Source organism: Brasilonema angustatum (assembly GCF_059505445.1).
Genome location: NZ_JCACKO010000098.1, coordinates 1 through 14291 on the forward strand (window position 1 = coordinate 1; position 14291 = coordinate 14291).

The window sequence follows — 14291 nt, forward strand, 5'->3', positions numbered from 1 at the left end:
AGTCCCCTGTTTTATAGAGGCGGGAATCGGGATCCGTGCTAAACGGGTTGGCGATAAATTTCTCGTTGGTCAATTCTGGTCGGTTGAGGTAGCCGCGTGCCAATCCTGCACCACCAATGTGCAATTCTCCTGGTATACCTACAGGAACTGGCTGTAGATATTGATCAAGAATGTAAATTTGTGTGTTAGAAATCGGGCGCCCGATGGTCGGTGAGTTACTCGTCCCTTTTTGTATCAGGGTAAATGTAGAGTAGGTGGTATCTTCTGAAGGCCCATAAAGATTGAATACACGCTTGACTTGACTGTGCTGATAAATTTGCTGCACAAGTTGATTTTGCAGAGCTTCACCAGCCAAATTAATTGTGCATACCTGCTGTGGTAAACTCTTCTCTCGAATTAACTCAGCAATCGCACTTGGAACTGTATTAATCAGAGTGACTTGGTTGGCAGTAGTAATCGTGGATAAATGTAAAGCATTTTGAGCTATAACGACCTTTCCTCCTACGCTCAGAGGAACAAAGAACTCAAAAACTGAGAGGTCAAAACATATAGAGGTAGAAGCTAAGACACCAGCAAGTTGCTCTGGTGTAAAAACCTTTTGCGCCCAGCTTACTAAAGCAACTGGACTGTGATGCTCTATAGCTACTGCCTTTGGTCTACCTGTAGAACCGGAGGTATAAAGTACGTAGGCTAGATTTGATGGTTTTACTTTACCGCAAATTTCGCTGATTTGGGCAAACTCCTGGTTAGCAGTATCCAAATATACAAGGTTAGCTCTATGTTCAGGTATCCTCTCGATTAGATGCTTTTGTGTGAGCAACACTGGAACTTGAGCATCTTTTAGTATAAAGCTTAAACGCTCAGTAGGATACTCAGGATCAAGTGGCACATAAGCACCACCCGCTTTGAGAATCCCCAACAGTCCCACGACCATCTCTAAAGAACGCTCCACACACAATCCCACCAGCACATCCGCTCCTACGCCCAAAGATTGCAAGTAATGGGCTAATTGGTTAGCACGACAGTTCAATTGCTCATAGGTGAGTTGTTGATTTTCATACACAACTGCCACTGCATCGGGTGTACGCTCTACCTGCTCCTCAAACAACTGATGAATACACTTATCAGAGGGGTAATCAGCTTGAGTATTGTTCCACTCAAATAACTGCTCTTGCTCAACTTCTGTTAGCAGAGGTAATTGGCAAATCTGCTCTTGAGGATTAGCTACAATACCTTCAAGCAAGGTCACAAAAGGCCCTGCTATGCGCGCGATTGTAGTAGCCTCAAATAAATCAGTATTATATTGCCAACACAGCTGCAAAGCTCCCTGAGCTTCCATCACTATTAAATTTAGCTCAAAGTCGGCACCGCGTTGTCCGAGCAAGTATGGCGCCATTTGAAGCACTTGTTCTCCACTGTGGAATGAATTCTCTGTTGGTTCACACCAACGTTGTCGTTGCCAAGTGAAACTAACTTGACACAAAGGACGACGACTTGGATCTCGCTGTGGCTGAAGTTGTTCTGCTAAGAGAGAAAAAGGGTAATCTTGATGCTTTTGGGCTTGTTTTACCTTGTTGCTGACTTGAGCGAGAAATTCTTTGAATGTCACGGTTTCCTCTATGGAAGCCCGCAAGACATTCAGATTAACGAAGTAGCCAACAGTGTCTTTAAACTTTCCACCCCCTCGACCTCTCATTGGGCTTCCTATGAGGATGTCTTTTTGATTCGTGTAGCGGTAAAGTAGCACGTAAAATGCTGTTAGCAGAATCTTATAAAGACTTGTTCCAGAAGTTAAAGCTAGATTCTTTAATTTTTGAACTAACTGTTCATCTAGCTTTAAAATATGTCCTGCCCCTTGATAAGTCTGTATTGGGGGGCGGGGTTTGTCTGCTAGCAAATTCAAAATTGGCAATTCGCTAGCTAGTTGTTCTTGCCAGTATTGCCAAAGTTTTTCTCCTCTCGAACTAGATAGCATTTCTGTTTGCCAGCGGACAAACTCTAGATAAGATTTCTTTTGAGTTAAAGAATCTGCGGCTGCTTGTGTCTGCTCTTGACTAACTTGCTCGATTTCATTAGCATACAAAGCTTGAAATTCACTCAGCAGTAAATCCATAGACCACATATCACCTGCAATGTGGTGCTTTGTTAGCAACAGAACGTGTTCTTTTACTGATTGAGTAAATAAATTAACCCTTACAACTGAATCTTTTTCTAGGTTAAAAGGGCGGTCAGCTTCAGCAAATATTTGCTCTTTTAAGTAATTTTCACTCCAATTGCTGGCATCTATAACCTCAATACTAAATTTCGGATCTTCATTAATTTGCTGAATGGGTTTACCGTCAAAGGTGGTATACGTGGTTCTAAGAATAGGATGCTTTTCAATAATTTTTTCCCATACACGGGTAACAGCGGCAATATTTAAATATGAATTAATTTTTACTGTAATAAATATATTGTAAGCAACACTCTCTGGAGCCATTTGGTAGATAAACCACATTGCTTCTTGACCAGAGGAGAGGGGGTAAGTTGTGTTTACAATTCTGTTCATTGGAGTTCCTTAAAATCATTACAATCTTGATGACTACACCAGAGAGAGTATGTGAATAGAGTTTTTGTAAACAAATAAATAATAAGATATTTCAAACTTTAAAGAGAAGTTACCCACCCTGACTAAATTACATTATCGCAAATTTAACAAGCAGTCAATCATAAACAGCATAGAAAAGGACAATGTGCTTAATCCCGTAATTCTTTACTCGCTTAATGTACTGCTTTCCCTTCAACATAGAAGTAGTGATCAGACCATCTAATCCTTTTGATTGGAGAGATTGCATCAGTTTTGCTTTCTGCATAATAAATAGTCTTGAGAATAGCTTCAATTCCATATCCTACTACAGCATCCTCTGCAACTGTTATTGGTTCAAGGAGGGAATACCTCTTACGATGCCAAACAGTCTTCCCAAGGTTGTGAGAGTTGCTGCAATACCAGCTGAACTACCTTCTGATGCGACAGTTATAATCACAAGAATTACCTCAGGAAAACCTATACTAGCAACTTTTTTAACAATTTCGTCCATTGTAGTTACTTATAATCTTACGTTTTGGTTCAAACATTTCTCAGATTTTTGTGATTATTTCGCAGAATTTAGATTAAAGATGCTCAAAAACCTCTCAATCTTATCAAAAAAATGTAATACGTAATTAAGACAGTTAAGACAGTTAAGACAGTTAAGGAGATATTTAAAAGAATAAAAACAGGGAATAAAAAACTAGACTAGTGCCGCTGGCGTTCGTCAAAAGTCAAAAGTCAAAAAGCTTATGATCTAGGCTTCTCGTTGATTTTGTAGACGCGGAGCTGCTTCGGTGCAGAATATGGGTGTTTTATTTCCGCTGACCTTGTACTAGTACACGGAGCGCGTAAGTTCTGTACGCAGGCCAAACGCGCCCCGTGTCAACAATAACTTCTCAATGTCAATAAACTCCAGAATAATCGCATTAATGCATACTTCTTGACAAGATTCTAAGCGTAGACACTCTGGGGTTTGCCGGAGGCATCGTCTTAACCCCTGAAAAACCCATCAAACAATAAATTCTTGTTCTCCTGTTTCTGCACTTATTCAGGTTTTTGTCAAGACTAATGTAAGATGCGTTTGCCCTGTTTTTAGTAAACCGCTGATCTAAGCCTTTTTTGTAAAAAAACTAACTTTAATATAAGTATAGTAAACTAGATAAATCCAACTGCTAGTCAACAGATGATCGTGCAACTCTATGTCTTTCAAGTTCAATCGTGGATTTTTTAAATATGACTTTATAGATTATCACGCAGTTATGTGTGTGCCTATTGATGCAGATATAAAAGAAATTCGTAAACGCTATCTCAAAATTGCCCGCCGTTTGCATCCTGATACCTGTAGGGATGAAAACGATACGGAAAAAGAACTTGCTAATGAATTGTTATCTAAGCTGGTGAATCCAGCTTATGAAACACTCTCTGGTGAGAAACAGAGAATGGAACATCTTTTAATTTTGTCGCAAATGGGTAAGCGTTTGGTGCAAGAATCAGCTTCGGTGGAACTCAATAGCGATGTGGCTCAGCAGTTAGCTACTGCACCTCATTTCGAGCATATCTATCAGAGTGGACTTGCCAAAATCGCAGAAACTCAATATGACTCTTTAGACAAGATACAAGACACCATAGCCTTAGTCAGCGAGTTGAATTTGGTATACACTATGCGGAGTGCTGGCAAAATATTTGCAGCAGCCCCGCCGCTGATTGCTCAACCAGATATTCCAACGAATGCACCAGCAGTCAACAAAGCCCCTGTAATTTCTCCACCACAAAAGAAAGACTCGGTGGTCTTACAATACATCCGTCGTGCTCAAGATTTAATATCACAAAATCAATTGGCACAAGCAAGGGTAGAATTACAAGATGCTCTGAAGCTAGAGCCAAATAATAGTCGTTGCCATAGCTTGATCGGAGTGGTCTATTTGAAGCAAAATCTAACCACGAGTGCAAAAGTGTACTTTAACCGCGCCCTGCAATTAGACCCCAAAGACGAAACAGCGTTGGCGGGGAGACTTAAAGTTGAACAGATTACAGGGCAAAAACCCAATGGTGCGAAGCGTACAGCATCGCCCAATATTGGGGGTGGCGGTTTGTTTGGTGGTTTGTTTGGTGGGAAGAAAAAATAATGGTGTATCAATCTCCAGTGGGAGCGAGGGATTTATTGCCCTTAGATGTGGCTCAAAAACGCTGGATAGAAAACAGGTTACAGCAAGTGTTTCATCGTTGGGGATATCACAGAATTATCACTTCAACCTTAGAGCGTATGGATACGCTGATGGCGGGGGGAGCAATTGATCGCTCTGCGGTGATTCAACTGCAAAATGGTAATGATGAGGATTTGGGGCTACGTCCAGAACTGACAGCCTCTATTGCTCGCACGGCTGTAACGCGCATGGCGGGCGTGAATTATCCACAACGCCTGTATTACAATGCCAATGTTTTCCAACGTACAGGCGAGTTGAAGCACAACCGTCAGCAAGAATTTTATCAGGCTGGGGTAGAGTTGTTGGGCAGTGGCAGTGGCTTAGCCGATGCAGAAATTCTGTTGTTGGTAGCAGATTCTTTACAGGCTTTGGGTTTGAACCATTGGCATTTGATTTTAGGTGAAGCCCAAATCACGCGATCGCTCCTCAAAGCTTTTCCCCCTCATCTACAAGAAAAAGTCCGGAGTGCGATCGCCCATCTTGACCGCGTAACCATAGACACTTTACCGTTGAGCGATGAACTACGGGAACGCGCCATAATCATGCTAGATTTGCGCGGAAAGCCTGCGGATGTTCTGCAAAAAGTCAGCAGTCTAGGTTTAGACCAGAGTCTACAAGCAGTCGTAGATAATCTGAAAAACCTAGTAGAGTTACTTGAGCACTCAGTAAAATCGAGTACATATTCACCGTCAGCAAGAGGGATAGAAATCATCCTCGACCTGAGTTTATTACAAACCTTTGACTATTACACAGGTATTGTATTTGAGGTCATCAGTCAGACTGATGGACAAACGCGGGTTCTTGGGCGGGGTGGTCGTTATGACCAGCTTTTAAAGCTTTATCATCCAAAAGGAGAAAGCATACCAGGAATAGGTTTTGCACTGTTCTTGGAAGGTTTACAACAAATTCTCTTGTCTACTGGGCGGTTACCACAAACGACGCCAGGAAGTAATTGGTTGATTGTACCAGAAACGCCGGATGCTTACACAGCTGCCTTTGCTTACGCTACAAAACTTCGAGACTCGACTCACTTGGTACGGGTAGAAATGGATTTGGGGGGACGAGATGCGGATGAGATTCGACAATATGCACGCGATCGCACTATCAACCAAATTGCTTGGATTAAAGCTGATGGTTCAAAGACGATTGAGTCAACAATTAGGGGTGTAAGGGGGTAAGGGTATAAGGGTGTAAGGGATAAATATGTGGTTCACGGTTTCTGTTTTTATATCTCCTACTCACCTACACTCCTACACACGCCAGATACCTCTGTCGGGAAACCCTCCTATGGCACTTTGTGCCACGCTACGCTATCAGTACTGGCTCCCCTATACCCCTACACACGCCAGATACCTCTGTCGGGAAACCCTCCTATGGCACTTTGTGCCACGCTACGCTATCAGTACTGGCTCCCCTACACCCCTTTGTTGGTCATTAGTCTTAATAAAAAACCAAAGACAAATGACTGCTGGACTAGTGATTCAGTATTATTGCTAGGCTATATAGAGCTGGCTAAACACAGCAATTTTGATCCAAGTAGAGGGGAACTATGCCGCACACAATTGTGACTAATGTCTGTGAAGGTGTCGCTGATTGCGTAGACGCTTGTCCAGTAGCTTGCATTCATGATGGTCCTGGCAAAAACGTCAAGGGAACTGATTGGTACTGGATTGACTTTGCCACCTGCATTGATTGTGGTATCTGTATCCAAGTTTGTCCAGTAGAAGGGGCAATTGTTCCAGAAGAACGACCAGAATTACAAAAAACACCGTAGTCTCAACGATCACGTTGTCCTGGAACAGGCGGTATCATCTATTACATATAAATATGATACCGCCTGTTTTTACACTGATAGTACTAGATAAAGATTTCAAAAAGTAACAGTAAATATTTATTGTTCGGAAATTGCTAGTGCACTTGTGTATAGGTGAGTATAGTAATCTTACGTAGAACCATTCATGAGTGTAGCTCTGATTAGCAATTTCTTGAGATTAAGTTTGGCTACTGGGGTAATCACCCTAGTATCAGTTTCCAGTGCTATAGCAGGAACACTGAATGTTGATTTTACAAAGTTAGAAGGCTTAACAGGTGGTAACCCCGGTTTGACTGGTGTTTACCGTGCGGATCTCTCTAATCTTGGCTTCGATATCAATTCCATTGCTATTGCTGATAGCAACAGCGCCCAAGGTGGTCAACCTGGGAAATTTAGCGGCTTTGATTTAGATGCAATCAAGATTAGCAACGTGTTAGTTAACAATGCAACAGACATCAAAAACTTACCAGGGCTAGATGTCTTCGATTTTACTCCCTCGGGAACTTTATTCACCCCAGGAACCCAGCGCTCTCCTGCTGACTCAACAGATTTATTTGGCACAACGGGTGGTAAAATTAATAATTCAGTTGCAACACTTGCATACTTTGATGCCAACGCCAGTGCTGATGCCAATGCTTTCGGCATGGTAAGCTTAGGTGATGGTGGAAAGGTTGTGTTTAACCTCAAAAATCCCATTTCAAATACGACTCCACTTTACTTATACATTGGAGAAGCTGGTGATAATGGTGAGGTAGCAAGTGGTCAAATTACTGTTTCTGACAAACCTCTTCAGGTTCCAGAACCAACTACTTTAGCTGCTGTATCTTTACTCGGAATTTACTTGACCGCTACCCGTAAAAAGAAAACAAAAGTTGCTTAACTTTAAAATTTAGTAATCTTTTAGACTCATCTTAGGACATAGGTTTTTGACCTATGTCATTTTAATATTGGCCTCCTCCGCAGATTTTTGCTGAGCTAGGTACATTTTTATTCCTTCTTCCCTTTTCCCTTTTCCCTGTTCCCTGTTAAGCGTTCCCTGTTCCCTGTTAAACGTCTCTACTTTGTGATTCACCGAATCAGATAGGATTGCTATATATTTTGTATGAATAATATAGAACATTATGTCTGATTCGCTAACTGATTCGTCTGCCCTGCTAGAAGTGAAAAATGTCCACGCTGGATACATCAAAGATGTGGACATCCTACAAGGTGTGAATTTTCGAGTGGAACGGGGGGAATTGGTAACAGTAATTGGTCCCAATGGTGCTGGAAAATCAACCTTAGCAAAAGCTATTTTTGGGCTTTTGACTCCCCACACAGGCTCAATTACCTTCAATGGCGAGAATATCGGTGGACTCAAGTCGAATCAAATCGTTGAGAAGGGAATGTGCTACGTACCGCAAATTGCCAATGTCTTCCCTTCGCTGAATGTAGAAGAAAATTTAGAAATGGGCGCTTTTGTTCGCAATGTTCCCCTCAAACCGCTCAAGGATAAGATATTTGATATGTTTCCAAGACTTGGCGATCGCCGTCAACAACGTGCTGGTACTCTCTCAGGTGGCGAACGTCAAATGCTAGCAATGGGCAAAGCCTTGATGTTAGAACCCAGCTTACTGCTTTTAGATGAACCTTCAGCAGCTTTGTCTCCCATCCTGGTAACACAGGTGTTTGAGCAAATTAAACAAATTAACCAGACTGGTACAGCGATCGTACTTGTAGAGCAAAACGCCCGTAAAGCTTTGGAAATGGCTTCACGGGGTTACGTCTTAGAATCTGGACGTGATGCTATCTCCGGTCCTGGTTTGCAATTATTGAATGATCCCAAGGTAGGTGAACTGTATCTGGGAGCAGGTAAGGCGCACTAAGAAAATGAGCAAGTCAACAACTAAGGGTGTAAGGGGGTAAGGGTGTAGGGGGTGCACCACAAAGAAAATTTGTTCTTTCCCTTACACTCCTACACCCCCATACCCCCGAATTGGTCAAACAGCAAGCTTAAGGCAAAGCTACTTCTGATGTAATGGGTGTTCTTTCTCAGGGTACAAGACTCGTAACCGAAACTGATGCAATTTAAGAGTAGTGCAAATCTTGGAAATTATGGATGCTGCCAAACGCCTTGCTACTCTCAATCGCATTCGCAAACTCAGCGTATTAATGGATACGTCTATACGGGTTCCTTTTTTCGGTTTTCGCGTCGGACTAGACCCAATTATTGGTCTAGTTCCAGGTGCTGGTGATTTAATCAGTACTACATTTTCAGCTTACATCATCTTTTTAGCTACTCGCTTTGGCATACCACCTAAAGACTTAGCCCAAATGATTTTCAACATTAGTTTGGAAGCAGTCGTTGGCACAGTACCATTGGTGGGTGATTTGTTTGATGCTTTCTATAAGTCCAATATCCGTAATTTGGCCATTTTAGAGCAACATCTCACAGCAGTTGAACCAGAACTCGAACAAGTCAGGAGTGAAATTTACGACACTAAAGTTAGCCAAGTTTAAGAATCAGAGTTTCGGTGTGAGGAGTTATATTATCCTGACTGCTTGGAGGGAACGTTAAATTGACGAACCACTCATTTTTTTTCTATTGGTTTGTCTTGTTCGCTGTTATTCTTGCTCGATACTTTCTCATAGCTGGGGGAGCATACTTGCTCTTCTATTCAGTTGTAGGAAAGTTCCTTGCAAAACGGAATTTGCGTCTGAAGCCGCCGATGGCTGGTTCCATTCAAAGGGATATCAAATTATCGGTTCTCTCTGCAGTCGTTTTTGCTCTTTGTGCAGCGCTCATATCAAAGTACGGTATAGGAGTAACACTCTTCTACACTGACTTGCATAAGTATGGACTGTGGTATTTAGGAGTTAGCTTTGTTGCGGTGCTCATCCTTCAGGATACGTACTTTTACTTTATCCATCGGATGTTTCATCACCCTCTGATTTTCAAATGGATGCATCATGGGCATCACCGTTCGGGAGAACCAACACCTTGGAGTTCTTTCGCTTTCGACCTACCGGAGGCAATCATACAGGTACTCTTTTTTGTAGGTGTCATCTTCACCGTCCCGCTGCATTTAATCACCTTGGTTGCCGTGCTCATGACCATGACAGTATCGGCAGTGTTGACCCATCTTGGATTTGAAGTATTTCCCTCGTCATCCCACCACCACTGGCTTGGAAGGTGGTTCATCGGTTCAAAGCATCACTTGATACATCATCGCAAGTACACAGTACACTACGGATTGTACTTCACGTTTTGGGACAAGCTACTTGGTACTGAATACCCTAATTATGAGGATGAGTTCCACATGTAAATTTCCCGTTGAATCTAATTCAAATAGTTTTAGTATCCTACACTAGTCCTAAATAATTCGTAAGATTTTCTCCTCTGTTTCTTGGTGTCCTTGGCATGCCAGGTGCTAAGAAAGCGGGAAGCCTTCTGGTGGGCGTCTACAAGTCGGCGGAGCCGACGGCAGATGCTCCACTTGGGGAAACACGCCCTTCGGGGAAGACCTTCGGTCTCGCTGCGCTTTAGACCTCTGGGCGTGCGCAAAGCGCATACGCAGTCGCCTAGGTCGGGAAACCCTCCTGCAGCGCTGGTCTCACCAGATGCTACAAGTCGGCAGAGCCGCCCACCGCACTGGCTCGTCTTGTTGCTAATCGATAAATTCTCACAACTCATATAGGATTGCTATAGTTATTGTGATTCTCAAACTCCTGCCACAGCACATACAAACCATCTACACCCACGCCGAAACCACTTACCCCGAAGAATGTTGCGGTATCATGCTAGGTCATCTGACAAGTGAAGGCAAAACTGTGGTAGAAGTGATGCCAACAGAAAATGCCTGGAATGCAGAAACAGCCGCAGATTTCCCTAAAGATGACACATTAGATTACAGTAAGAAGCAAAGGTACGCTATCGCACCCCAAGTCATGTTGCAAGCACAAAGGGAAGCACGTGAGCGTAACCTAAATATCGTAGGTATCTATCACTCCCATATCCACCATCCAGCAATTCCCTCAGAATTTGACCGTCGGTGTGCTTGGCAGGAATACTCTTACATCATTGTTTCTGTACAAAATGGCAAAGCGAGTGACATCAAAAATTGGTGTTTAGACGATAACCACCAGTTTCAGCAAGAAGCAATTGAAAACAAAATTTAACAGTATTTAACAATTTCTCAAGACACCTCGTTTTTGGATAGGATCAATAAACTGTCTTGCGTATAGAAAGGCGTAGCGTGCCCATAGGGCATATTTTCAATTTTGAATTGTTCAGTTCGCTCTTGCTCATTAAAGTGCTATGCTCAATCCTAATCTGGATGAAATCCAGCTGACGAAAGATGATTACGAACGTTACTCCCGCCACCTGATTTTGCCAGAAGTGGGGTTGGAGGGACAAAAACGCCTGAAAGCTGCCAGTGTACTATGTATTGGTACAGGTGGACTGGGTTCACCTCTGCTTTTGTATTTGGCTGCTGCAGGTATTGGACGTATTGGTATTGTTGATTTTGATGTTGTCGATACTTCCAATTTGCAACGTCAAGTTATTCATGGTACGTCTTGGATCAATAAACCTAAGATTGAATCTGCAAAGAATCGAATTTTAGAGATCAATCCGTATTGTCAGATTGATTTATACGAAACTCGTCTGACTTCGGAAAACGCTCTCGACATTGTTAGACCTTATGATGTTGTGGTGGATGGTACCGATAACTTCCCCACTCGTTATCTAGTTAATGATGCTTGCGTGTTGCTGAACAAGCCCAATGTCTACGGTTCCATTTTCCGTTTTGAAGGACAAGCTACAGTATTTAACTACGAAGGTGGACCGAATTATCGTGATCTTTATCCTGAACCACCACCACCAGGAATGGTTCCTTCTTGTGCAGAAGGTGGTGTCTTGGGAATTTTGCCAGGAATTATTGGTGTCATCCAAGCAACGGAAACGGTTAAAATCATAATTGGTAAGGGAACAACTTTAAGTGGACGCTTGCTGCTTTATGATGCGTTGAACATGAAGTTTCGAGAGTTAAAGCTGCGTCCTAACCCAGTTCGTCCAGTCATTGAAAAGTTGATAGACTACGAACAATTCTGCGGTATCCCACAAGCCAAAGCACAAGAGGACAAACAGCAGATGGAAATGTCAGAAATAACAGTCCAAGAGTTGAAGCAATTGCTGGATAGTGGTACAAATGATTTTGTGCTGCTGGATGTCCGCAACCCGCACGAGTACGAAATTGCCCAAATTTCTGGTTCTGTTTTGATACCTTTGTCAGAAATTGAAAATGGTCCAGGCGTTGTGAAGGTAAAGGAATTACTCAACGGTCATCGCCTGATTGCTCATTGTAAATCAGGTATGCGTTCTGCCAAAGCCCTTGGCATTCTCAAGGAAGCGGGAGTTAATGGCACGAATGTAAAGGGTGGTATTCATGCCTGGAGTAAGGAAATCGACCCGTCAGTCCCGACGTATTAGAAGAAATCGTAGGCATAGGGTGATTAAAGCAACACAGGTAGCAAAGCTATCATCCGGCGTTTGCTGCGATACGCCTTCAAGCGTCTCTTGCTTTACGCGATACGCATGATTGCGTCTGCCCTTTGGGCAATCGCCCTACTTGTGCCTACGAATGTTTACGCTGGAAATCGTACGAATTGAAACCTAGATGTAGCATTCCAAGTTGCAACGCACTTTAGGCCCGAGGGGAAACAGTAATGTTATCCTTCGGGCCTAACTGTTCGTGTTAAGACAACCTGAAAAGTTAACGGTAGGAATAATGCCAATTGTGTGTTCTATTGTCGTACCAACGATAGCCATCACGCCAGACACGAGCCTGTTTGTCATACCAACGATAAGGCTGCCTCTGCCCATCGAATTTCTGATCATGTTCACGTCGCCATTGTTCTTCGCGACGTTCCTCACGACGTTCTTCACGACGTTCTTCACGGTAATCATTGTTGCAGCTATGATGCTGACAATACTCATAACGAGATTCAGCATTAGCATTTGACGAAAAAGCTACAACTGACCCAGTGCTAACAATAAGTGTTAAGAGAGCAACACTAAAGCGTTTCATACTCTTATCCTCTGAAAAACTGAAACAATTAATACAAAAGTAGAGAATTTATTCTAAAAAGTTCCCGTTACATGATAGAAATTTAACCAAGTCCTTTTGGGGCAAATGTAAGGGTGTAAGGGTGTAGGGATTATATATTTGATTCAAACAAGAATTACTATATTGATCGCAATAATCGGGTAGAACGTAGTTTGTGCATACGTCTAATCTAGTATTACTTCAAGCCCTTAATCATGAGCGATATATCTTAACGAGATATCAATGAAATTACAACAAACCAGCACTACAGAAGAAACTTTTTGGCAAGCAGTTCTCAATAGAGACTCCAGTTTTGATGGAAAACTATTCTACGGTGTTCGCTCTACAAGCATATACTGCCGACCGACTTGTCCTAGTCGAAGACCGAATAAAAACCAAGTTTGTTTCTTTCAATCACCACAAGAAGCTGAAACAGAAGGTTTTCGACCTTGTAAGCGGTGTCAGCCACAATATGAAATAGTTCCGAATTTGACGAAGGCTAAAATTTTGGCAGTTTGTCGATACATTGAACAACAAGTTGATCGTATCCCAACTTTATCAGAACTAAGTTCTCATTTTGGAATAAGTCCAGGTTACTTGCAAAGAGTCTTCAAAGAGATAATGGGCGTATCCCCTTTTGAATATGCTGATGCACTTCGGAGCGATCGCCTCAAGCACCGTCTTCAACAAGGAGAGGAAATTACTCATGCACTTTACGACACAGGATATGGCTCAAGTAGCCGACTGTATGAAAAAGCATCCAAGCAACTTGGTATGACACCAAAGACTTATCAGTGTAGTGGTAAGGGAATACACATTGCCTATACCATCGTGCCATGTTCTTTAGGATATCTGCTTGTCGCAACAACAGAAAAAGGAATCTGTGCTATGAAATTGGGTGATGAAGCAGATCAACTAGAACGTCTTCTTGTTAATGAATTCAATCAAGCGCAAATTGTGCGTGATGACGATATACACAGAGACTGGGTACAGACAATCCTTGATTTTGTCAAAGGAGACATAGCCCACATCGATTTACCCCTTGATGTACGTGGGACAGCATTTCAAAAACAAGTCTGGCAGGCTTTGCAGAAAATTCCTTATGGCGAAACGCGTACCTATACTGATATCGCTCGTGAAATTAGTAAGCCTCAGGCAGTCCGCGCTGTAGGTAATGCTTGTGGTGCGAATCCAGTAGCGATCATTATACCATGTCACCGTGTCTTGCGAACGGATGGTAATCTTGGCGGCTATCACTGGGGGATTGAGCGTAAACAAAAATTGCTTGCACAAGAAGCCTAACAATCGGTGATGAGATTGAGTAAGGCGATCGCCCTTTTGAAAGAGCACAATTGTAAGTTGCGAGTACTGGATCAGCCCATCGACACATCATCAGCTATTGGGTGGCGATCGCTAACTGGGGTAAAACAGGGTTAGAAGCCCCTCTTTTTAAGCAGGGCTGTTTCATGCGATAAGTAGCGAGCATTTGTCAATCAATTTTGTTCTTTTTGATAAGTTTGGAGAACCTGCCATATTTTTCTATCACCAGAGTCATACTGGAGTTTAGACTAGTTCGCGGTGCAAAACTAAATTTCCAAAAAATAAGGGTACGAATTTAA

The 14291-nt window shown here is 42.6% G+C and carries 14 protein-coding genes; 11 read left to right on the forward strand and 3 right to left on the reverse strand.

The features are described 5' to 3' along the window. A partial coding sequence (locus AC5JM2_RS16615) for a non-ribosomal peptide synthetase (RefSeq protein ID WP_495835969.1) occupies positions 1-2548 on the reverse strand: 2548 nt, incomplete at its 3' end. Between the two features lie 364 nt (positions 2549-2912). Beyond that, positions 2913-3077, reverse strand: a complete 165-nt coding sequence (locus tag AC5JM2_RS16620; RefSeq protein ID WP_495835970.1) for a hypothetical protein — start codon at positions 3075-3077, stop codon at positions 2913-2915. A 691-nt stretch (positions 3078-3768) separates the two neighbouring features. Between AC5JM2_RS16620 and AC5JM2_RS16625 the strand changes: the two genes are divergently transcribed. The 9 genes from AC5JM2_RS16625 (at position 3769) to moeB (ending at position 12056) form a co-directional block, all read left to right on the forward strand. Then, positions 3769-4695: a J domain-containing protein gene (locus tag AC5JM2_RS16625; protein WP_495835971.1), complete on the forward strand. Its 927-nt coding sequence runs from the start codon at positions 3769-3771 to the stop codon at positions 4693-4695. Beyond that, a complete protein-coding gene (locus tag AC5JM2_RS16630) occupies positions 4695-5951 on the forward strand; it encodes an ATP phosphoribosyltransferase regulatory subunit (protein WP_495835972.1) in 1257 nt (418 codons plus the stop codon). The genes AC5JM2_RS16625 and AC5JM2_RS16630 overlap by 1 nt, the downstream gene beginning before the upstream one ends. Before the next feature lie 371 nt (positions 5952-6322). After that, positions 6323-6547 (forward strand): ferredoxin family protein, encoded by a 225-nt coding sequence (locus tag AC5JM2_RS16635; RefSeq protein ID WP_169265985.1) that lies wholly within the window; start codon positions 6323-6325, stop codon positions 6545-6547. A gap of 184 nt (positions 6548-6731) precedes the next feature. Beyond that, positions 6732-7466, forward strand: a complete 735-nt coding sequence (locus AC5JM2_RS16640; RefSeq protein ID WP_495835973.1) for a PEP-CTERM sorting domain-containing protein — start codon at positions 6732-6734, stop codon at positions 7464-7466. A gap of 241 nt (positions 7467-7707) precedes the next feature. Next, complete coding sequence (locus AC5JM2_RS16645) at positions 7708-8451, forward strand: ABC transporter ATP-binding protein (RefSeq protein ID WP_495835974.1); 744 nt, start codon at positions 7708-7710, stop codon at positions 8449-8451. A 229-nt stretch (positions 8452-8680) separates the two neighbouring features. Beyond that, positions 8681-9085, forward strand: a complete 405-nt coding sequence (locus tag AC5JM2_RS16650) for a DUF4112 domain-containing protein (RefSeq protein WP_495835980.1) — start codon at positions 8681-8683, stop codon at positions 9083-9085. Positions 9086-9144: 59 nt separating this feature from the next. Next, positions 9145-9891 carry a sterol desaturase family protein gene (locus AC5JM2_RS16655; RefSeq protein ID WP_495835975.1) on the forward strand — a complete coding sequence of 249 codons (747 nt, stop codon included), beginning with the start codon at positions 9145-9147 and terminating at the stop codon, positions 9889-9891. A gap of 391 nt (positions 9892-10282) precedes the next feature. Further along, entirely contained in the window at positions 10283-10744 is a 462-nt protein-coding gene (locus tag AC5JM2_RS16660; RefSeq protein WP_495835981.1) for a M67 family metallopeptidase, read from the forward strand. A 139-nt stretch (positions 10745-10883) separates the two neighbouring features. Continuing rightward, positions 10884-12056, forward strand: coding sequence for a molybdopterin-synthase adenylyltransferase MoeB (gene moeB, locus AC5JM2_RS16665; RefSeq protein ID WP_495835976.1), 1173 nt, complete (start codon positions 10884-10886; stop codon positions 12054-12056). A gap of 283 nt (positions 12057-12339) precedes the next feature. On the opposite strand, the gene AC5JM2_RS16670 is transcribed toward moeB, so the two are convergent. After that, complete coding sequence (locus AC5JM2_RS16670) at positions 12340-12654, reverse strand: hypothetical protein (RefSeq protein WP_495835977.1); 315 nt, start codon at positions 12652-12654, stop codon at positions 12340-12342. Between the two features lie 261 nt (positions 12655-12915). On the opposite strand from AC5JM2_RS16670, the gene ada reads away from it, so the two are divergent. Beyond that, on the forward strand, positions 12916-13974 hold the full coding sequence (ada, locus tag AC5JM2_RS16675) for a bifunctional DNA-binding transcriptional regulator/O6-methylguanine-DNA methyltransferase Ada (protein ID WP_495835978.1): 1059 nt from the start codon (positions 12916-12918) through the stop codon (positions 13972-13974). 9 nt (positions 13975-13983) lie between these two features. Then, positions 13984-14109: a hypothetical protein gene (locus tag AC5JM2_RS16680; protein ID WP_495835979.1), complete on the forward strand. Its 126-nt coding sequence runs from the start codon at positions 13984-13986 to the stop codon at positions 14107-14109. Positions 14110-14291: the final 182 nt, after the last annotated feature.